The following is a 20,483-nucleotide window of genomic DNA, read 5'->3' as shown; positions in this document are numbered from 1 at the left end:
TGATTGCATATAAATGGTATTATTTTATTCTCGTTTGGGGGGATATAGGATCACACCATTGAAAATGATTAAAACTGTAAAAACACATATTATTTCTGGTTTTTTAGGCGCTGGTAAAACAACGCTGCTGGCTCACCTACTCCAGCAGAAACCTGAAAATGAGCGTTGGGCTGTTTTGATGAATGAATTTGGGGAGATTGGTGTCGATCAGCAATTGCTTCAGTTACAAGATGGTTATGTGGTTAAGGAGTTATTAGGTGGATGTTTGTGTTGTACTAGTCAGCTCCCAATGCAGCTAGCATTATCTCGTTTAATTCAGGAACAGCAACCTGATCGTTTATTCATAGAACCAACAGGTTTGGGACATCCAGGTCAGTTATTGGATCAATTGTCTGAGCCACATTGGCGTACTCATCTAGATTTGCGCGCGTTGGTTATTTTGATTGATGGCTCACGTTTACACGACCATCAATGGACCAGACAAAATCTATATCAAGAACAATTACAAGCGGCACAAATTGTTGTGATTTCTCATCAAGATTTAATGACGGCTGCTGATGAATTGGCTTTAGAACAGTTAAAAGAACAATATTTAGGGAAAGTTGAGCATTGGTTGGTCATTAAACATGGCGCGTTGGACTTGAATGCCATTGATATTGCATTACGTCAGACACAACGGAAATTGAGTCCATTACTACATATAAAAAAGACGGTGGATTTCAAGCATGAAAAGGTTGAAGTTAAAACATTGCCTTATCATTACACTCAACAGAATGGTCAATATTTAGTTGCAGGATGGCGCTTGCCTAAACAGTGGTGTTTTGATTTCTATAATTTATTAGACACGCTTAGCGATTTAAAAGATTGGCTTCGTATTAAAGCAATTTTTAATACCAATCAGGGATGGAAGAGCTTTAACTTTAATCCTGAGCAGTTAAATTATCAAAGCCAACCCGAAAATTTGGATAATCGCATTGAGATTATTACTCAAGTTGCATTGGATTGGGAGGTGGTGGAAGCTAAGTTATTGGCTTGTAGGTTGGGCATGTAAAGAATATTGACTAGAAAAATATCAACTTAAGGTTCTAGCGCTGATTTGATCATGCTTTATTAAAAAAAATCTTATATGCTTAGCGCCAAATAGGAGTAGCCCATATGGCATTAAAAGCAACGATTTATAAGGTCAATCTGAATATTGCCAATATGGATCAACATGTGTATCAAGATTATCAACTCACAATGGCTTTACATCCATCTGAAACTATTGAACGCCTTATGGTGCGTTTATGTGCATTTGCGCGCTATGCATCAGATGATTTACAGTTCACTCAAGATTTATTTGAAACCAGTGAGCCTGCCTTGTGGGAAAAAGATCTAACTGGACAAATCGTAAAGTGGATTGAAGTCGGATGTCCAGATGAAGATAAGGTTAAAAAGGCAAGCCCACGTTGTCAGCAAGTAGCTGTAGTAAGTTATGGTGGGGCTGTTGATGAGTGGTTTAAAAAATCATCCAAACTTAAAACGCTATCTAATGTGACTGTTTGGAAAATCGAAGAAAGTAGTACTCAAGCAGCGGCTGAATTATGTCAACGCACAATGCAGTTACAGTTGAATATTATGGATGGTGAGTGGGATTTGATTGCAGATCATGGTCAAGCTCGAATTGAGTGGACACAATTACAGTAATGATTTTCATAACCTATGCATTTGGTGATAATACTGAGTTCATAGATGATAGATTGTAAATAGGGGTGATGTGAATGAGTGCAACTTTAGAAATTATTGAATTGAAAGAAGGGACTGGTAAAGAGGCAGTTAAGGGTGCTTTGATTACAACTCACTATACGGGTTGGCTTGAAAATGGTACTCAGTTTGATTCTTCTGTAGATCGTGGTCGTTATTTTGAATGTGTAATTGGAACTGGGCGTGTAATTAAGGGGTGGGATCAGGGCATTATTGGCATGAAAGTGGGAGGCAAGCGTAAGCTGATTGTCCCTGCACATCTTGCATATGGTGAACGCAAAATGGGTAATGTGATTCCTGCGAACTCTAATTTGATTTTTGAAATTGAATTATTTGATGTTAAAACCCGTGATGAATAAGTTGATTTACTAAGTCAGCTATAAGGGTTTTAAGCTACTACTGCATGTTTAAGTTGTTATTTTTACTGTAAACATGCAGTTGAAAAAATTTCATGTTTAGATGTAGTGTTTGAAACTAATTATGTTTTTTAATTAGCTGTTTTTTTATAGAATATTTTAAAATTATAAAAGAATCAGCGTGTTTAAATAGAGGATTATTTCCAATGAATATACATCTATATGGTTCTCTAAGAAAAAAACAATATTGATTAATAAGTTTTAATAATAAGATGAGATAGGTTTTGTACCAACCAATGAAAAAAATCAAGAGTCACGAGCATAATTAAAATGAAAACATGTCATCTAAGGTCACTTACTGATTGAATAATTACAATATTAACTACTTAATTTAACATATATCTCTTTGTAAAAATAAAACTTGGGTCTTAATATCGTCACCTATTTGTTTGGAATAGGTGCTGTTTGTAAACAGCAATTAATTAGACTTTTAACTCTAATTAAAAAGTATGCTGTTCTCTTTAAATATAAGAGGGCAGTAATTAATAGTGGTGTACGAGTAAATAATTCATGCTGAATCATTATGAGTTTTCTGTTCTAAAAATTGGGATGAGCTTGTGCTTGGCATTAGCAGCAACGTTTAGTTCTGCCGAAGAAATTCAAGATGCCGAATTACCTCCCGTTGATTTAAGTACACTTACTGTCATTGGGTATCATGAAATTGTTGCACAAAAAAATGCAATTATTCCAGATTATGCAGTGACAACTAAGCAATTCGAGCTACATTTAGATTGGTTGCAGAAAAATGGTTATCATTTTATTACTGTTGACCAGCTATTGAAGGCCAATGAAGGGAAATATAAACTTCCCTTAAAGCCTGTGCTATTAACAGTCGATGATGGATATCAGTCCTTCTATCAAGATGCTTACCCAATTATCAAAGCGCGTAAAATTCCTGTTGTACTTTCTGTTGTAGGTTCTTGGTTAGAGCCTAAGGCAGGTTCAATTGTACAATTTGGTGATGATCAATTGGCGCGTGATCGTTTGCTGAGTTGGAAAGAATTAAAAACAATGCAAGATAGTGGCTTAGTCGAAATCGGTAGCCATAGTTATAATTTACATCGAGGTGTTATGGGGAATCCCCAAGGCAACTCAGAACCCGCAGCAATTACCCGCATTTATGATAATAAAACTGGTCAATATGAATCAGATGCAGATTATGTAAAACGAATTACTCAAGATTTAAAAAAGAATAATCGTGTTTTAACTTCTCATGGCCTGCGTTCTCCTCGTGTTATGGTTTGGCCTTATGGTCGATACAATATGGAGACAGTGCGCATAGCTAAAAAAATGGGCATGCCTGTCGCGATTAGTTTAGATGATGGGCCAGACCATATTAAGAAATCTTTGGGTCAACTGAATCGTATTTTGGTTGAGGGAGATATGAGCACAGACAGTTTGGCTCAGGAAATTCAGAATCGACAAATGAATCTGGGAGATAATAATCGTCCACAGAAAATCATGCATGTTGATCTTGATTATATTTATGATCCTGATCCTAAACAGCAAGAGCGTAATTTAGGTTTATTGTTGGATCGTATCCGAGAAATGCATGTGAATACAGTATATTTGCAGGCATTTTCAGATCCTGATGCAAATGGTTCAGCAGATATGGTGTATTTCCCTAATCGCTATATTCCTATGCGTGCAGATATATTTAATCGTGTTGCCTGGCAGATCGCAACACGTACACAAGTGAATCGAATTTATGCTTGGATGCCACTTTTAGCTTGGGAGTTACCAAAGGATAATCCAGTTGCCAAAGATTTGGTTGAAACACAATCAAGTGGCGAAGGTAATCATTTGAACATGGGATATATTCGTTTAAGCCCATATTCAGAAAATGCGCGTAAAGTTATCAAAGGGATCTACCAAGATCTTGCGAAATCGACGCCATTTAATGGCATTTTATTTCACGATGATGTCACGTTATCTGATTATGAGGATGCAAGTCCAGCAGCAATGAAATTTTATAGCCAGAATGGTTTACCTACTGATTTAGCAAAAATCAGAAATGATGATGCTTTATTACAGAAGTGGACAACCTTAAAAACGAATAGTCTAGATAATTTTGCATTAGAGCTTGCTGCTGATGTACGTGAGTATCAGCCATTTTTAATGACTGCCCGTAATTTATATGCGCAGGTGGCCTTATCTGCTTATGCGGAAAACTGGTATGCACAATCATTAGAGCAGTCCCTTAAAAAATATGATTTTACCGCGATTATGGCCATGCCTTATATGGAGCAAGTTGATGATTCGAACAAGTTTTATCAGCAACTCATACAGCGCGTGAAACAGTATCCACAAGGGATGAAAAAAACTGTATTTGAATTGCAAGCCGTAAACTGGCGTACAAATCAAAAAGTTCCAACAGAGGAAATGGTGAATACAATCCAATCATTGTATCAACAAGGGGTAATTCATGTTGCTTACTATCCCGATGATCCAATTCAAGGTCATCCGAATACAGCTGAAATGCGTAAAGTTTTTGATACCAAGTCGTATCGTTTAATTCCATAAGGCAAGCACATGTCGACTTTTCAGAGTATTTGGCAGTCTATACTGAACTTCATTTTCTATTATCCATTGTTTATGTCTTTTCTATGGATGATTGGTGCATTGATTTTTTATTGGTCTGAACGTAAAGAACCACCTTATCAACAGCCAAAGGAATTACAAGAGTATCCCAAAGTTGCCGTTTTAATTCCTTGCTTCAATGAAGGTGAAAATGCCTACGAGACCATAAGTCATGCTTTAAAACTTGATTATCCAAATTTTGAAGTAATTGCAATTAATGATGGGAGTTCTGACAATACTGCTGAGGTATTGAACCGAATTGCTGAACAGTTTGAGCATTTGCGTGTTGTACATTTGGTTGAGAACCAAGGTAAAGCAATGGCATTGCAGGCTGGAAGTTTAGTGACTGATGCAGAGTTTTTGATTGGTATCGATGGTGATGCTTTATTAGATCCTCATGCTGCTAAATGGATGATTCGACATTTTCAACATAACCCGAGCATTGCCGCAGTAACAGGAAATCCACGAATTCGTAATCGCTCGACTCTATTAGGGCGAATACAAGTGGGAGAGTTTTCTTCTATTGTCGGGATGATTAAACGTGCTCAACGTACTTTTGGTCGCGTATTTACAGTTTCTGGGGTTATTACTGCTTTTCGTAAAAGTGCAGTACATGATGTTGGTTATTGGTCTCCCAATATGCTAACTGAAGATATTGATATTACATGGAAGTTGCAGCGAGCAGGTTGGGATGTACAGTTTGAGCCAAATGCCTTGGTATGGATTCTCATGCCAGAAAGTTTGTCAGGTTTATGGAAGCAGCGTTTACGGTGGGCGATGGGGGGAGCGCAGGTATTGATAAAAAATATCGATATCATTGTTAAACCTAGCTTGAACTTTTTATGGCCACTTTATATTGAATTATGTTTAACATTAATTTGGTCATATTTAATGTTATTCATTGCCATTATGTGGTTATTACAATGCATTTTACCGTTAACAGGATTTCCTGAATTTGGATCTCCATTTTTACCCTTGGGTGCTGGGGTATTGTTGGGGGCAACATGTTTGTTGCAATTTGCGATTAGCAAATGGATGGATAGCCGTTATGAACCTGGCCTTTGGAAAAATTACTATTGGATGATTTGGTATCCATTTGTTTTTTGGCTTATTACAATTTCAGCAAGTATTGTTGCCTTTCCACGAGTATTATTTAGAAGTCGAACTGAGCGCGCGCGTTGGATTAGTCCAGACCGAGGAATAAGACATGATCGTTAACCATTTGAAGGAGAATTGTTTGTGAAAAAGAATCCTCTCATCATTGATTTAAGGCAGCAATTTCCTTTACATAAGCGTTATTTCTCAAATACAACAACGCTATTGTTATGGGGGAGTTGGCTGTTGCTGTGGCGACCTGTGATGATTGTCGTGAGTTTGATTTATGCGCACCAAATTAATTTACTGAATCGAGTTTTCGACACTTTTTCTTCGGTTGTTGAAAATGGGTTTGCTGCTTTGGTGGCATGTGCAATAACACTTTGGATGTGGAGTACTTTTGTGTCACCAAAGTCAAAAGTGCAAGTTACGCAAAAAAAAGTGGAAGATTATGCAAAATACTTTGGTTTGCATCAACAACATTTAGAGCAGACAAGGCAGCAGAAAGTTGTGTATGTCCATCATAATCAAGAAGGCAAGATTACTCACCTGAATTGATTGTTTTTCAAATAGCACACTACAAATGAGTGGTTTTATAAAACCACTCATTTTCAATGATACAAGTAGCTCTAGTTTATGCAAAAGTTAAATGCTGCAGAAAGTATTCGGGGAGTCGCTAGCTTGGTCGTGGTGTTCTCACACCTGAGTTTAAGTTTTTTACCTGGTTTACATCGCTTTGATCCACCTCCCACTGAAATATCATGGGTTACCTGGGTTCACAATTCACCTTTAGGTTTTTTATATTCAGGTACTGCAGCAATTTATGTTTTTTTTGTTTTAAGTGCATATGTACTCAGCTTTGCAATATACAAACATCAAACTCAGATTAATCAACAGCTGCAAAGTATGATGATTAAACGCTACCCGCGTTTAATGATTCCTGTACTGAGTTCTTGTGTGCTGACATGGCTCATTGTTAATAGTTTTCAAGTTGATCCGCAATATACTCAAGCATGGTTAGCAGAATATTTAGCTCAAGACGTTACATGGTCACAGGCGATCTATGAAGGTACAGTAGGTGCTTTTGTTTTTGCAGAAAGTTCCGTGAATTGGGTACTTTGGACTATGCAAATTGAGTTTTTTGGCTCATTTCTTCTATTTTTACTCATTTATATTGGACAAAAGAATCAAGCCTTATTCTTTATGAGCGCTAGCTTATTACTCATGCTTAGTTACTGGGTATGGGGTGAAGGTATGCTATTAGGCTTAAGCTGCTTTGTGATTGGTTTATATATCTATCGTTATGCGAAACCACTTCATCGGGCGAGTGCTTTACTGTTACTCACATTGGGATTGTATTTGGCAGGTGTCCATCAAGATAGTACAGCGTATCAATGGTGGGTTACATTACTTGGAGAGCGTGCCTATGAATATGGTAATTTCTTTGCGGGTATTTTAATTGTATATAGCATTGTCATGAATGTGGAATTATCAAAATACTTAGATAAAACAGTATTGGTCATGTTGGGTAAATGGTCTTTTTCCATTTATTTATTACACTTACCTTTACTGTATTTATTTGGAGTCCCCATTTTAAATTATTTGATGACTTGGCAAATGGGGGATGCTGTAACATTGGTTATTTCATTATTGTTATATATCGTATTGCTTATTGTTAGTGCTGCAATTTTTAGTCGATATATTGATCAGTTTGCAATAAAATTAGCTCAAAAGTTGAATTATTGGTTTCAGCAACGAAAAGTGTAGTGCTTGACACGATCATTGAAGATTTAGCCTGGATTTTTCAAATTTCGACAATATATGGTGTCTTTGACACAAGTTATTCGGTTTCTTTTGATAAGTGGTAAATCGACTGATACTTTGCTTAAAGAACCAATATAAATCGTGAGATAAATGAATAAATAGCTCATGGTTTTGCAAATGTCTTAGAAATATAAAGGTCTATTATGCTGGTATGGGAATTGTTGTTTTTATTATTTGTCATTGTTTTATGCCTGCTTATATATTGGCAGTCTCAACGTAGTGAAAAAAATAAAGCGCATAGTAGATTTATAAAAATCAATAACATGTGGTCTAAAAATCAAAAAACCAAGGCAAATACTTCAGCAACAGAGTTGTTACCAGAGCAACTTGCTGAGATCGTAGAAGATAAACTACGTTTTGATCAAGTAGCTGACTTACTTTTTGAACAGCGAAAACACATTATTTCAAGAGCAATGGCTGAGCAAATTCAACAACAATTTTTAAATAAAATGCCTGCAAAGTGTCTGAGTCAAGTTGTTGACTATGAACTTGGTGAATGGTCTGTATATTGGAGTTATGGGGAACAATCATTGGAATATTATGTCAGTCGTTATGGTGTTTTTTATACTCATGTTGACCGTTTTGGCTGTGAACATAAGAAATAGAATAATGCTAGTCTGAATTTTAAGCATCAATATAGTTTTGTTTGAAATAAAAACTAATTTTAAATCATTGGTCATTTATTTGAGAAATCTATAGCAATAGTCATGATTTTTTTATTGTATATTGTGAGATTTTTTGTATATTGCCATTTAAAATCAGATGCATATTTAAACTGGGTGTTTGGTAAATTTTTTAGGCTTAAATTTTAATGCCTTATATTTTGATATTATTTTCTACTTCATATTCTCGATAGATTTTGATATTGAATATTTATGTTATTCATTACAAGATAATCGAGTATTCTAAAATTTGTACTATAGTAAGATCATGAACTGTAAAAAATAACCATTAATTGTTAATAGTATTTAAATTTCTTTGGGGTAATCTCATTTCATGATATTTAATGTTTGGCTAAGAGCTGAGTTGTTTTTTACATTACTGCTCATCTAAAATAATCATAATTAGAGCATTTTAGTAGTAAAAATAGTTATAATTCAATTGGTTGTTTTGATTTTAATAAAGAAGATGGAGAAATAATATAATGAAATTCGCCTATACAATTTTGTATGTTGAAGATGTTAAAAAGACTGTGCAGTTTTATAAAGATGCCTTTGATTTTGAGCTTAAGTTTCAACATGAAAAGGGGGATTATGCCGAACTGGAAAGTGGTCAGACCACAATTGCTTTTAGCTCTTTTGACTTGATTCGTTCATTGGGGAAAAATCCTAAACGTGCAGACAGCCAAGCTCCTCATTTTGAATTGGCCTTAGTTACCGATCATTTAGAAGAAGCATTGCAACAGGCAATTGCTGCTGGAGCCAAGGAAGTTAAACCAATCGAGCGTATGCCTTGGGGACAATCCATTGCATATGTAGAGGACATTAATGGCTTCTTAATTGAGTTGTGTACATCAATGATGATCTAATCAGAGTAATAAACCACACACAAATACCTTGTGTGTGGTTAGTCTTCTAAGCAAATTGCTTTAGTACAGCGAGATAGTCTTCACTATGGCGTGGGAATTGTGCAATCACTTGATGAATGGTTTGGCCTTGTTTATTCGTTGCTTGTAAATCTCGACCATCGGCAACAAAACGTTGTAACAGGCGCTGATAGTCACCAGCACGCATGTGTTTATATGCATGATAAAGTACATGGAAATCAGCACTTTCGCCAACAGGAGGAAGTTGATTTAAATAGGCAAATACACGTTCATCTGACCATTCTTCATTGAACGTTGCAGGCTGAGAGAGTGCCATGTCGATATCTCCATATTCTAAGAAAAATAAAAAAGGCAAAATAACTTGGGTCATTCTGCCTTTTTTAATCATTGATGACTAATCAATTATGTTTTTATCGTTCTTCAGGTAAATTGATATTCATTTCTAGCATTTCAATATTTGCTTCAGAACGAACTTGCATTTGAATGTGTTGTTCATCAACACCACGTACATAACGATTGACCACCTGCATGATTTCTTTTTTCATTTGGTCAATTTTATCCTGGCTTAAACGTTTTTCTAAGCCTTGTTCAGACGCAACAATAACTTTTAAACGGTCTTTTGCTGTTTGAGCACTGGACGGTTTGTCATCGCTGCTGAAAAGTCTACTCCAAAATCCCGCCATGTTTATGCTCCAAATAAACGTGCCAACCAACCTTTGGGTTTCACGTTAATGTGACGATAAGGACGCTCTTCACCAAGGAAGCGTGCAACAAGATCATCATAGGCTTGACCAGCACTTGCATCGGTATACAGAATGACAGGTTTACCTTCATTCGAAGCTTGAAGTACGCTTGGGCACTCAGGAATAACACCTAAAGTTGGAACACGTAAGATATCTTTAGAAATATCATCAACAGTCAACATTTCCTGTTTATCTGCACGCTCTGGATTAAAACGTGTAATACATAAATGCTTACGTACGCGTCCTTCATTTTGTTCTACTTTTTTGGTCTTACTGTCTAACATCCCAATAATACGATCTGAGTCACGAACAGATGAGATTTCAGGGTTAGTAACAATAATTGCCTCATCAGCATGATACATGGCTAAAATTGCACCACGCTCAATACCAGCTGGAGAATCACAAATAATATAGTCAAATTCCTGTGATAATTCATCCATCACACGTGCAACACCTTCATCTGTAAGTGCATCTTTATCACGTGTTTGTGAAGCAGGTAAAATGTATAAATTTTCGATTTCTTTATCACGAATTAGTGCTTGTTGTAAGCGTGCTTCGTTATTTAATACATTGACAAAATCATAAACGACTCGACGTTCACAACCCATGATTAAATCAAGATTTCGTAAACCTACATCGAAATCAATAACAACAGTCTTATGGCCTCGTAGGGCTAAACCTGTTGCAAAAGATGCGCTAGTTGTGGTTTTACCCACACCACCTTTGCCTGATGTAACAACAACAATTTTGGCCACCGAATCCACTCCTGTTATGGTTATACCCCAGTTGATTGAGGTTAATGGTGTTTAGGTTAATTACATTAAATTTGTAGAGCTTCAAATACAAGCTCTTGTTGTTCATTCAAGTAAATATGTACGGCTTTTTTTATCATATCTTCAGGAATATCATCTGAAACACAGTAGGTTCCAGCAATTGAAACCAACTCGGCCTCTAATGAATGGCAAAAAATTCTGGCAGAAGTATTACCAGTTACGCCTGCAATAACTCGACCACGAACACTACCATAGACATGAATGTTACCAGAAGCGATTAACTCTGAACCACTATTTATTCCCGAATTAACAATGATATCACCTTGGTTTTGGACTAAACATTGTCCAGTTCTAAGTATTTCATCATGGTATGAAGTAACTTGGCTTACGCTTGGAGCTGCCGGCTCATTGGTTGTAGTTGTCGGTCCATTATTGTGTTCTACAACTTGCTCTTTCGTCGCTTTTATTTTTTGTAATGGGCGATCAGCTGCAATGACAGGAAATTGTATTAAACGAGCTTGTTCACCTAATAAGCCATCAATAACAGCCATTGGTTGTAAATCTAAATCAATAAGTAATTGAATAAGAGATATAAGTTCCTGTTCAACTGTAGTATCGATAATGACTAAAGCACCCTGATAAGCATTTTCACTCAACATTGTTGAAAGTTTACTGCGGATGACGGAATGGTCACTTGTGTCAAAAGTTAATCGGGTGAAATTAACCATTCTGCCGGTGATCCGTATATCGCCCATAATTATTCCTTAAGGAGCTCCGAATTTAAAATGTGATCGGAATAAATTGAAATTCAGCAAATGCTAGTGCAATTTGAAGCATTTCACTAGCAAAGATACAAATATTTTCAAGAGATTGATTAATCTCTGGCAGATTCATATTTTTCTAGCTCAATTTTCCATTGTTTTACTCGAATTTGCTTTTCAATCGCATCTAAGCTCTCATAAACCGCAGACTCAACGAGTTTTTCTAAGTTTTGGTTGTTAATATCAATGTTGCTTATTTTGTCAGCAATATGCTGATAAAGCGAATTAGGCTCATGCATTGAGCCTTGAACTAGCGGTTGCAATAGCCCTTGGCTAATATTTTCTCCCAAACGTTGGCCAATGTCTTGAATACGTTGTTCTAATATTCCTCCAACAATAGGTAAACGTCTTAAAATTTGGGTGAGCTCAGGCGTATCTTCAATTGCTTGATTAACCACTTGACCAACTTGGTAACTAATTTGATGCTGTTGTAGTTTAAGTTCTGTCGATAATGTTTCTTGAAGCATTTCAGCTAAGGTTGTTGCAAACAGCTGACGATGATGATCAATTAAATCATGGATGATTTTACGATGTGTAGAACTACTGTTTAATTCATGTCGAACACCATCAACAACAGTCATTACAACGCGATCAGAAAGCTCTTCCATGACCAGTTTGTAGTAAAAGGTGAGCGTCTTTAGCAGTTTTTGGGGAACAACATGGTGTCCCATTTCATGTAGACGATATCCAATAACAATGGCTCGAAATAGTCTCAGAAAGCGCAATTGCGGAGTAATTGCAAGTAATTCGTACCAATGAATAAAGGGGAAGAAAAACCAGCGCTGATGATGTTTTCGTATAATTGCAATACTCCAGCGCACAGTAAACTCAATGAGTAAAAAACTAATAAACCAGCTTTCAGTTGTAATCACCCAAGGATTGAGTTCTTGTCGATAAAAACTCAATACTGCATCAAGCTGCAACATACCAAAGAGCCAATGTGCAAAATTGCTCATTAAGATGGCATTAGATAATAAACAGAAAAGATTGATAACAATAATGCCCATCATAAAGATGTCATAGATTAAATAAATCTTACGTTCTGTCATATTTTGACCATGAGCTGACTGGTCAGATGGAGCTTGAGGCAATGGAGCTGACATAAATGTCCTTGCTGAAAAACACGATCGTTTTGTGAAAACTTAGCACAGTTGTGTGCCAAGTTTATAGTGACTTAAGGATTGCTTATATATTTGGCTTTCATTTCCGTAATGAGTTGATCCTTTTCAGTCCAGATTTGGTCAATCCATTGCTGGAATTGTTGGCGATATTCAGGATCATCTTCATAACTTCCTTCTAATACCCAGCTTGGAAGATCAATTTTACGCACGTTGACCATAATTTTCGTGGTATCTCCTAGCCAGAAGTTTTGATAGTCTGGTACGCCATCAGGATACACAATGGTCATATCAACAAGCGCATCTATCTTATTACCTAAGATGTTGAGTGCTAAAGCTAAACCACCAGCTTTGGGTTTAAGTAGGTTCTGGTAAGGCGACTGCTGTTGGGTATGTTTTTCAGGTGTAAAACGTGTGCCTTCTAAATAGTTGAGTAGGGTAAAAGGTTGGCTGAGCAATAACTCACAAGCACGACGAGCTTCATCAAGGTCACGATGTTTTAACTCAGGGTTTTTGGCAATTTGAGCTTTACTGTGTCTTTTCATCATAGGGAAGCCTAAAATTTTAAAGGCTTGACCAACAAAAGGAATAAAAATAAGCTCCCATTTTGTAAAAAAGCGAGTAAGCGGCATTCGACTCAGGCCAAAATACTGGTTGACTGTGGTATCTACCCAGCTTTGATGATTGGATGTCATTAAATATCGACCTTGTAAATTCAGGTCAAGTTTTGGATCAATACTGATATCCCATTCTAGTTCAGGAAGCACATGATCAATTAACCAATTATTCACTCTTAACCAACTATTGGTAATCTGAATATTGGTTTCATCAACTTTGCTAGATTGTTTAAATAATTTGGTTAAGCCTAAAGCAAGTACGGGTGGTCCATGTAAAAAAGTACTTCCTGCCATTACTGAGCCAACAGTCAGACCCTTAGAAAGTTTTTTAAATCGTGTTTGCTTTTTTATTTCTGAAGTCATAGAACTATCCCAATGTTCCTACTTGAGTTAGGGGGGTATTTTGACTTGAGTTGCTAAGCCATGTCAAAGTGCTATAAATGAGAATGAATTATGAGGACTAATTCTAAAATATATCATCGAACATATTACAATATGTAATTTTAAAGTTTATTATTAACAAAAAATTAATGGCAAAAATGGTTTGTTTTTACCATTATTGCAACATATTTAAACAATACAAGTTGGAGGCATGTCATGCGTGCATTAGTAATTACTACGGTAGCTGGGGTTTTAGCACTTTCAGGTTGTCAAACAACAAATAATGGAACAGGCGGTGGTTTAAGCGATTATCAAAAAACGGCGATTGGTGCTGGTATCGGTGCCTTGGCTGGTTACGGTTTATCTCGTTCAAATGCAAACACTGCTGCTCAAAATAACCGAGCAGCTGCGATTGGTGCAGCATTAGGTGCTGGTGCTGGTCTTTATCTTGATAATAAAGAGAAAAAATTACGTGAACAAATGGCTGGAACAGGGGTTGATGTTTCACGTAATCCAGATGGTTCTGTAAACTTGGTTATGCCAGGTAGCATTACTTTTGATACAAACAAATCTAATATCAAACCAAACTTCTACGGTACTTTGAACAAAGTAGCAAGTACACTAGCTGAAGATAATAAGAGCGTTATTCTTGTAACTGGCTATACCGATAGCACAGGTAACGATTCAATCAACCTTCCTTTATCACAAGCGCGTGCGCAGGCTGTGTCAAACTATTTGACTGGACAAGGTGTACCTGCAGTACGTATTAATGCTCAAGGTCATGGTTCATCAAATCCAATTGCTGATAACTCAACTGCACAAGGTCGTGAAATGAACCGCCGTGTAGAAATTAGTATTTATGCAAAACAATAATGAAGTCTAAAGGACTGCAATATTGAGATTTAGGTGAGCATTAGTCTGACTTAAAATCATAAAAAGGCTTTATACATCAAGTATAAAGCCTTTTTATTCACACTGCTTTTATAAATAAAATCAGCTAAGATAGCTTTATTTTTAAAATAGAATTACACAATGCTAGCATCTTCTCGTTATGTCTTTCCTGACCCTATTCAGGCAGATCCTGATGAACAAGGCTTAATTTGTATTGGTGCTGATTTGAGCCCAGAAACACTCTATCAGGCTTATCGTCAGGGGTTATTTCCATGGTTTTCCGAGGGTGAGCCTATTTGTTGGTGGAGCCCAGAACCTCGTTGTATTATTCGACCAAATACATTTAAGCCAAGCAAATCGCTTATCCGTAATATGAAAACGAAAGGGTATTACATTACGGTTAATCGTGATTTTGAGCAGGTGATTCGTCGTTGTGCTTTACCTCGCCAATATGCCGATGAAACATGGATTTCTGAAGAGATTATTCAAGGATATTGCGCCTTATTTGACGCAGGATATGCCTATAGTATTGAGGTGTGGAATGCAGAAGGACAAATACTTGGTGGTCTTTATGGTGTAACGATTGGGCAAGGATGCTTTGGAGAGTCTATGTTTAGCACAGCAACAGATGTGTCTAAAATGGCTTTTTATGCGTTAATGTTGATTGGACAAGAAAATCAGTTGGAGTGGATTGATTGTCAGTTAGTAAATGATCATTTAATGAGTCTAGGTGCTTGTACACTTTCTCGCCAAGACTATCTTAATTCGTTACAAGATGTTGTAAAACGCCCGGCTATTGATTGGAAAAAATATCAGGAGGGTGTATTTTTAACTCGTAGCATCGCTTTAACTGCAGGATTAAATAAAGAATAGCGCGAGGGGCATTGCATATTATGAATTCTTATCACCCAAAGTCCCTACTGAATGATTTACAGTATTATATTACACCACCGCATGATTGTAGTTATTTAAAGAATAAATCAGCTCGGATGGTATTTTTAGATCCAGCGCATCAAATTGATGTACTCACCTTATCTGAGCTATCTCGTTTAGGGTTTAGACGTAGTGGTGATTTTGTTTATCGCCCTGAATGTCATTTATGTAAACAATGTTTGTCTTGTCGAGTTCCTGTTCGAGATTTCACTATGAACAGTACTCAAAAGAAAGCATGGAAGCGTAATCAAGACTTAGTATTTACGATTGTTTCGAGTGCAGATGCAACAGATGAGCATTATGCTTTGTACGAACGGTATATACATGCTCGTCATGCTGATGGTGATATGTTTCCACCGAGTCATGATCAATTTGAGAAATTTCTTATCCAAAGTTGTACTGAAAGTTATTTCTTAGAATTGCGTGAAGAGGGGCGTTTACTTAGCGTTTCTACATGTGACTTTCTAGATGATGGTATTTCAGCCGTCTACACTTTCTTTGAACCAAATGAACAACATCGCTCATTAGGGGTATATGCAATTTTAAAGCAGATTGAACAGGTCCGTGCGATGGGGTTAGATTATGTTTATTTAGGATATTGGGTGCCACACTCAAATAAGATGAACTATAAGACCCAATATAGCCCAATTGAGATATTACTAGATGGTAAATGGAAGCGTCTTAATCGACGCTTGAGTGACGAAGAAATTCAGCAATTAGGGGCAATGTTGATGACAACTTTCCCGGCAGAATGGGAAAATATTATTTTTAATAAGTAAAATTTTAAATAGAACAGCCAAAAAAATTTATTTAAATAAACTGGCAAAGTCGTCATGGCAGGTTTTCACCATGATTACAGCGTGTTCACGGTTGCCGCCATGGGTTGGATAATAATTACGACGTAGGTCAATTTGATGAAAATCAAGTTTTTCGTAGAGTGCGATTGCATTTTGATTACTTTCACGAACTTCTAAAAAAATCTGTATAGGTTGGTTTTTTAATAGTTGGATTGATTGTTCCAATAGGGTTGTAGCATGACCTTGACCTTGATGCTCAGGATCAATAGCGATTAAAAGCAAATTGGCTTCATCTAATACGGTTTGGAAAATACAAAAACCGATAATTTGTTGGTTGATTTCCACTACAGTACAACTATCACTGTCCAGTGACTGTTGAAATTGATTCATACTCCACGGATGAGTTTGTACTTTTTGCTCAATTTGATGGACCTGAAGGAGATCTGCTTGACGCATTGGACGAATCATGTGGAACAATCTTAGCGGTTAAAGTTGCACCATTATAAAAAAATAATGCAAAAATACGAGTGAATCCTTCTCAATAAGAGGAATTTTTAGTCATCCTATTGAGAAGAAGTAGAAAGAGGCAGTATTTCTACACAATAACTATTCAGTAAAACCAGTTATTGAACAACAATGATTAAAGCCCAAGTTTCAATTTCCATTGATCTAATAATGCAGTGCTATCAAGTTGATTGGGGTGAAAGTTAGGCTTGAAGTAAGCAAGCATTTCTTTATACATTCCAGTGATGATGCCTTTTGAAGGGCTGTAAGCATAAATATAGACATCTTTTAAAGCTTGAGCATTGAGCTGTTTATCTTTGACAAGTAAGTAAGTTAAAAATGTATTCTGTACAACAAAGAGCGTCACCATAGAGAACACGAGTGTGCTGGTACGTGCAAGGTATGCTTTGTTACCTTGACCAAAAATAGCCTCAAAAACATCATAAGCTACTGCTTTGTGTTCATTTTCCTCAATAGCGTGCCAAAACCACATCGTTGACATGGTTTCATCTGTCATTATGGCTTGAATATGTTCATTTTCTAAAAGTTGTGCAGCTATAGTGGCTGTGAAATGTTCTAAAGCCGTTGTGACCATTAGGTCAATCATTTCCTGTTTGCCACCAAAAGGCTTAGCTGCTTTGCCTGCTAATTTGCGTACAAATTGAATGATATTATCGGTATAGCGTTCAAGGCTGGCTACGTCATGTCCATAACTTTGCGCCGAAGCATTAAATGCAATATGTTCATGAGTATGCATCGCCTCTTGACCAATAAAGGCTCGAATTTCTTTTTGTAAGCTTTGATTGTCCTTTATTTCTGGATAATCGCGAACTGCACGTACACTATCAATAAAATAGCGTTCACCAGCTGGAAAAAGTGCAGACAGTGCGGTCAGGAAGTGTGTAATTCCTGGCGAGTTGTTTGCCCAGTATTCTGGAACATTTTGAAAATTGAAATTCATTCTACGAACAGGAAATGAAGCCCCTGCACGATTTGAAATAGATATTTTTGCGTTCATAGCAATACTCCCTTTGAGTGTTAAACACTCAGATACATGTGATTATTTTTCTAAGATGGAGTATTACTTGTTGTGAATGGAGGAGTAAGTGCCAATTGGGACAGGCAAGTATCAGTTAAGGACAATAGGCTAGTGTATTGTTAGACAACATGTTTTTTTTAATCTGAGTTAAATAAGCAATAACTCAGATTTAACTTAATAAAATTAGGAAATATTTTTTTTAATGTGGCTGAGTATCATCATTCAAGGCTTCGGTATGTACATAGATATGTATAGATACCGATGCCGTTTTAGGGGAGTGTTAATATCTACTCATGCTAGCTTTTTGCAAGCGTTGCGCTTGGTTTAAAGTCTATTTTGATAAATACCTTCAATAGTATCAACCAAGGTGCGTGTGGTCTGATCAATTTCAAAGTTGAGTTGGTCACCTAATTGTACAGATTTAAAATTGGTTAGACGTAGTGTTTCTGGGATTAGATCGACAGCGATATAAGATTCTTGTTTATTGACTTGATTTACCGTAAGACTACAGCCATGCAAGCCAATAAAGCCTTTTAAGAAAAAGTACTTCATTTTTTCCGTTGGGATTTTTAATTTAAGGTGTAGGGTTTCGCCTAAACGACTGAGTTCAATTACTTGGCAGCTTCCTTCAATATGTCCATAAAGGTTATGGCCACCATTTTCCATTCCCATTTTAAATGATCGTTCTACATTAACCTGATCATTAACCTTAAGCTGAGAAAGTGTTGTTAAGCTAAGTGTTTGTGCTGCGATATCAAAACCCACTGATTTTTGATCTGGAGCAATTGCACAGATGGTTAAACATGTTCCATCAATGGCAACACTGGCTCCCAAAAATACATCGTTAAAAAAACCCTGAGTATTCGAAACGACAATGCTGTGATGACCTTTGTGCGCTTGCACAGATAAAATGGTTTCAGTACCAAGAACAATTCCAGTATACATAAGACAGCTTCATCAGAATGTGAATTAAAAATTATAGCGCATATGATTTTGATTTCAATTGCAGCATTATTGATGTGACAGATACAGTGACGATAAAAAAAGCTTCCCAATAATGCTTTTATGCATAACAATGTCGTCACTAAAAAAAATTAAAAAACTTATATTGCACGTTTTATTTTTTAAACATCATGTGTTTTGATGAGTGATTTGCTTGGGGGTGAAATGTATATTTCTCCTTTTCACTAACATCTAGCATGTTAAAATTGAAAGAAATTGGCCTATGAACAGTATTGCTCCATTCTTTCCATATCAGGTTTTTAGAGCTTATGATATTCGCGGAAGAACCACCCAATTAGATGCAAAATTAATTGCTGCGATTGCTCAGGCTTTTGCTCAATTATTTAAATTAAGGCAACAACACCAAATTGTGTTGGGCTATGATGCACGTTTAAGCAGTCCAACTTATGCCAAAATTATTCGTGATGTATTGGCAAGTGAGTTTGAAGTCATTGAGCTTGGTTGTTGTTCTACTCCACAAATGTATTTTGCAGCACATTGCTACCAAGGTAATGGTGTAATGGTCACAGCGAGTCATAACCCGAAGACAGATAACGGGTTGAAATGGGTGATTCAAGGTGAACCACCTACACCAGAGGCCATTCAATTGATTGGTCAAACTGCATTACAAGCCTTTGTACAAACTAAAAAGCCCTTGCCCGTAGACCCAGTAGCAGTACACCAGTTTTTAGCATTGAGCATTGATGCTTATGAGCAATTTATCTTAAAGGATATTCATTTAGATCAACCTGTTAAAGTTGTTATTGACGGTTTAAATGGTTCTGCCGGATTTGCAGCAAAACGGATATTACAGAAGTTCAGTAATGTAGAAGTTGTTGCCTTAAGATGTGAACCCAATGGTAATTTTCCAGATCATGCACCAGATCCTTCAGTTGCCTGTCATCTCACTCGATTACAACAAAAAGTCATAGAGCAGCAAGCAAATCTAGGGATTGCCTTAGATGGTGATGGTGACAGAGTTGTATTACTCGATGAACAAGGTCGAATTATTTCAGCCGATCAGATGCTTGCACTTTTAGCTGAAATTTGTCTGCCTGAGCATCCAGACCGTGAAGTAGTGTTTGACGTGAAATGTTCGACTATGGTGCGACAAAGTATAGAGTCAGCAGGTGGTACTGCTAAAATGCTTAGAACTGGCAGCAGTTTTTTACGTCGTTACATTCAATATTCTCATGGTCAGGCAATTTTAGGGGGCGAATATGCTGGGCACTACGTATTTAATGATGGTCGAGGTCTAGGTTTCGATGATGGTTTATATGCAGCCCTTCGCGTAATGGAATATATGAATCAGACCAAACGGAGTTTATCATCTCTGATGGGGCGTTATCCGCAGCGCTACTATACTGAAGATACTTATATTAGTACCCGAGAGACGAATCCAGATTTGGTATTGAAAGAACTCGCACAGCGCAGCGAAGAATTTGATGCTGAGCTAAGTAAAATAGATGGTGTTCGGCTTGATTTTAGTCATGGTTTTGGCATCATGCGAGCATCAAATACGGGAGACTTTTTTACTGTTCGTTTTGATGCAGACAGCCAAGCGAGATTAAATACAATCCGACAGACTTTCGTGACCATGCTGTGTGATCGTTACCCTTTGATTGCACAAGATATTTCAAATATTCAATGAGGAGAGGTA

22 protein-coding genes are annotated in these 20,483 nt (G+C 36.9%); 13 read left to right on the top strand and 9 right to left on the bottom strand.

Annotation, left to right across the window (positions count from 1 at the left end):
- Positions 1 to 58 precede the first annotated feature (58 nt).
- The 9 genes from RFH42_RS12590 to RFH42_RS12550 all read left to right on the top strand — a co-directional run bounded on the left by RFH42_RS12590 (position 59) and on the right by RFH42_RS12550 (position 9,186).
- Positions 59 to 1,051: a CobW family GTP-binding protein gene (locus RFH42_RS12590; protein WP_308976016.1), complete on the top strand. Its 993-nt coding sequence runs from the start codon at positions 59 to 61 to the stop codon at positions 1,049 to 1,051.
- 104 nt (positions 1,052 to 1,155) lie between these two features.
- The gene (locus RFH42_RS12585) at positions 1,156 to 1,686 is read left to right on the top strand and encodes a YaeQ family protein (RefSeq protein ID WP_308976015.1); all 531 of its coding nucleotides are present in this window, start codon (positions 1,156 to 1,158) and stop codon (positions 1,684 to 1,686) included.
- Between the two features lie 74 nt (positions 1,687 to 1,760).
- On the top strand, positions 1,761 to 2,102 hold the full coding sequence (locus RFH42_RS12580; RefSeq protein WP_308976014.1) for an FKBP-type peptidyl-prolyl cis-trans isomerase: 342 nt from the start codon (positions 1,761 to 1,763) through the stop codon (positions 2,100 to 2,102).
- Between the two features lie 606 nt (positions 2,103 to 2,708).
- The gene (pgaB, locus tag RFH42_RS12575) at positions 2,709 to 4,682 is read left to right on the top strand and encodes a poly-beta-1,6-N-acetyl-D-glucosamine N-deacetylase PgaB (RefSeq protein WP_374990837.1); all 1,974 of its coding nucleotides are present in this window, start codon (positions 2,709 to 2,711) and stop codon (positions 4,680 to 4,682) included.
- A gap of 9 nt (positions 4,683 to 4,691) precedes the next feature.
- A complete protein-coding gene (gene pgaC, locus RFH42_RS12570; RefSeq protein WP_308976013.1) occupies positions 4,692 to 5,957 on the top strand; it encodes a poly-beta-1,6-N-acetyl-D-glucosamine synthase in 1,266 nt (421 codons plus the stop codon).
- Between the two features lie 21 nt (positions 5,958 to 5,978).
- Complete coding sequence (pgaD, locus tag RFH42_RS12565) at positions 5,979 to 6,392, top strand: poly-beta-1,6-N-acetyl-D-glucosamine biosynthesis protein PgaD (protein WP_308976012.1); 414 nt, start codon at positions 5,979 to 5,981, stop codon at positions 6,390 to 6,392.
- 78 nt (positions 6,393 to 6,470) lie between these two features.
- Positions 6,471 to 7,601: an acyltransferase family protein gene (locus RFH42_RS12560; protein WP_308976011.1), complete on the top strand. Its 1,131-nt coding sequence runs from the start codon at positions 6,471 to 6,473 to the stop codon at positions 7,599 to 7,601.
- Between the two features lie 320 nt (positions 7,602 to 7,921).
- Positions 7,922 to 8,263, top strand: coding sequence for a hypothetical protein (locus RFH42_RS12555; protein WP_308976010.1), 342 nt, complete (start codon positions 7,922 to 7,924; stop codon positions 8,261 to 8,263).
- A 539-nt stretch (positions 8,264 to 8,802) separates the two neighbouring features.
- Positions 8,803 to 9,186, top strand: coding sequence for a VOC family protein (locus RFH42_RS12550; RefSeq protein WP_308976009.1), 384 nt, complete (start codon positions 8,803 to 8,805; stop codon positions 9,184 to 9,186).
- Between the two features lie 46 nt (positions 9,187 to 9,232).
- Here the strand turns inward: RFH42_RS12550 and RFH42_RS12545 are convergent, their stop codons facing one another.
- The 6 genes from RFH42_RS12545 to RFH42_RS12520 form a co-directional block, all read right to left on the bottom strand.
- Positions 9,233 to 9,520 carry a PA4642 family protein gene (locus tag RFH42_RS12545; RefSeq protein WP_308976007.1) on the bottom strand — a complete coding sequence of 96 codons (288 nt, stop codon included), beginning with the start codon at positions 9,518 to 9,520 and terminating at the stop codon, positions 9,233 to 9,235.
- A 94-nt stretch (positions 9,521 to 9,614) separates the two neighbouring features.
- Positions 9,615 to 9,887: a cell division topological specificity factor MinE gene (gene minE / locus RFH42_RS12540; protein WP_308976006.1), complete on the bottom strand. Its 273-nt coding sequence runs from the start codon at positions 9,885 to 9,887 to the stop codon at positions 9,615 to 9,617.
- Positions 9,888 to 9,889: 2 nt separating this feature from the next.
- Positions 9,890 to 10,702, bottom strand: a complete 813-nt coding sequence (minD, locus tag RFH42_RS12535; RefSeq protein ID WP_016657266.1) for a septum site-determining protein MinD — start codon at positions 10,700 to 10,702, stop codon at positions 9,890 to 9,892.
- 65 nt (positions 10,703 to 10,767) lie between these two features.
- Complete coding sequence (gene minC / locus RFH42_RS12530; protein WP_308976005.1) at positions 10,768 to 11,475, bottom strand: septum site-determining protein MinC; 708 nt, start codon at positions 11,473 to 11,475, stop codon at positions 10,768 to 10,770.
- 119 nt (positions 11,476 to 11,594) lie between these two features.
- Positions 11,595 to 12,644, bottom strand: coding sequence for a preprotein translocase subunit SecA (locus tag RFH42_RS12525; RefSeq protein WP_374990836.1), 1,050 nt, complete (start codon positions 12,642 to 12,644; stop codon positions 11,595 to 11,597).
- Positions 12,645 to 12,715: 71 nt separating this feature from the next.
- On the bottom strand, positions 12,716 to 13,639 hold the full coding sequence (locus RFH42_RS12520; protein WP_308976003.1) for an acyltransferase: 924 nt from the start codon (positions 13,637 to 13,639) through the stop codon (positions 12,716 to 12,718).
- 234 nt (positions 13,640 to 13,873) lie between these two features.
- Between RFH42_RS12520 and RFH42_RS12515 the strand changes: the two genes are divergently transcribed.
- From RFH42_RS12515 to RFH42_RS12505, 3 genes are all read left to right on the top strand, one after another.
- Positions 13,874 to 14,530, top strand: coding sequence for an OmpA family protein (locus RFH42_RS12515; RefSeq protein WP_308976002.1), 657 nt, complete (start codon positions 13,874 to 13,876; stop codon positions 14,528 to 14,530).
- Between the two features lie 159 nt (positions 14,531 to 14,689).
- Positions 14,690 to 15,421 (top strand): leucyl/phenylalanyl-tRNA--protein transferase, encoded by a 732-nt coding sequence (aat, locus tag RFH42_RS12510; RefSeq protein WP_308976001.1) that lies wholly within the window; start codon positions 14,690 to 14,692, stop codon positions 15,419 to 15,421.
- A 20-nt stretch (positions 15,422 to 15,441) separates the two neighbouring features.
- On the top strand, positions 15,442 to 16,260 hold the full coding sequence (locus tag RFH42_RS12505; protein ID WP_308976000.1) for an arginyltransferase: 819 nt from the start codon (positions 15,442 to 15,444) through the stop codon (positions 16,258 to 16,260).
- A 27-nt stretch (positions 16,261 to 16,287) separates the two neighbouring features.
- Here the strand turns inward: RFH42_RS12505 and rimI are convergent, their stop codons facing one another.
- The 3 genes from rimI to RFH42_RS12490 all read right to left on the bottom strand — a co-directional run bounded on the left by rimI (position 16,288) and on the right by RFH42_RS12490 (position 18,766).
- Positions 16,288 to 16,746, bottom strand: a complete 459-nt coding sequence (gene rimI, locus RFH42_RS12500; protein WP_308975999.1) for a ribosomal protein S18-alanine N-acetyltransferase — start codon at positions 16,744 to 16,746, stop codon at positions 16,288 to 16,290.
- A gap of 172 nt (positions 16,747 to 16,918) precedes the next feature.
- Positions 16,919 to 17,800 (bottom strand): metal-dependent hydrolase, encoded by an 882-nt coding sequence (locus RFH42_RS12495; RefSeq protein WP_308975998.1) that lies wholly within the window; start codon positions 17,798 to 17,800, stop codon positions 16,919 to 16,921.
- 345 nt (positions 17,801 to 18,145) lie between these two features.
- The gene (locus RFH42_RS12490; RefSeq protein WP_308975997.1) at positions 18,146 to 18,766 is read right to left on the bottom strand and encodes a riboflavin synthase subunit alpha; all 621 of its coding nucleotides are present in this window, start codon (positions 18,764 to 18,766) and stop codon (positions 18,146 to 18,148) included.
- Between the two features lie 280 nt (positions 18,767 to 19,046).
- Here RFH42_RS12490 and RFH42_RS12485 point away from each other — a divergent pair, with 280 nt between their 5' ends.
- Positions 19,047 to 20,474: a phosphomannomutase/phosphoglucomutase gene (locus RFH42_RS12485; protein WP_308975996.1), complete on the top strand. Its 1,428-nt coding sequence runs from the start codon at positions 19,047 to 19,049 to the stop codon at positions 20,472 to 20,474.
- The last annotated feature ends 9 nt before the right edge of the window (positions 20,475 to 20,483 follow it).

Origin of the sequence: Acinetobacter rudis, from assembly GCF_031157835.1 — a bacterium.
Classification (GTDB): domain Bacteria; phylum Pseudomonadota; class Gammaproteobacteria; order Pseudomonadales; family Moraxellaceae; genus Acinetobacter; species Acinetobacter rudis_A.
Note: the sequence above shows the minus strand (reverse complement) of the source record. Positions and strands in the feature narration are given on the sequence as shown.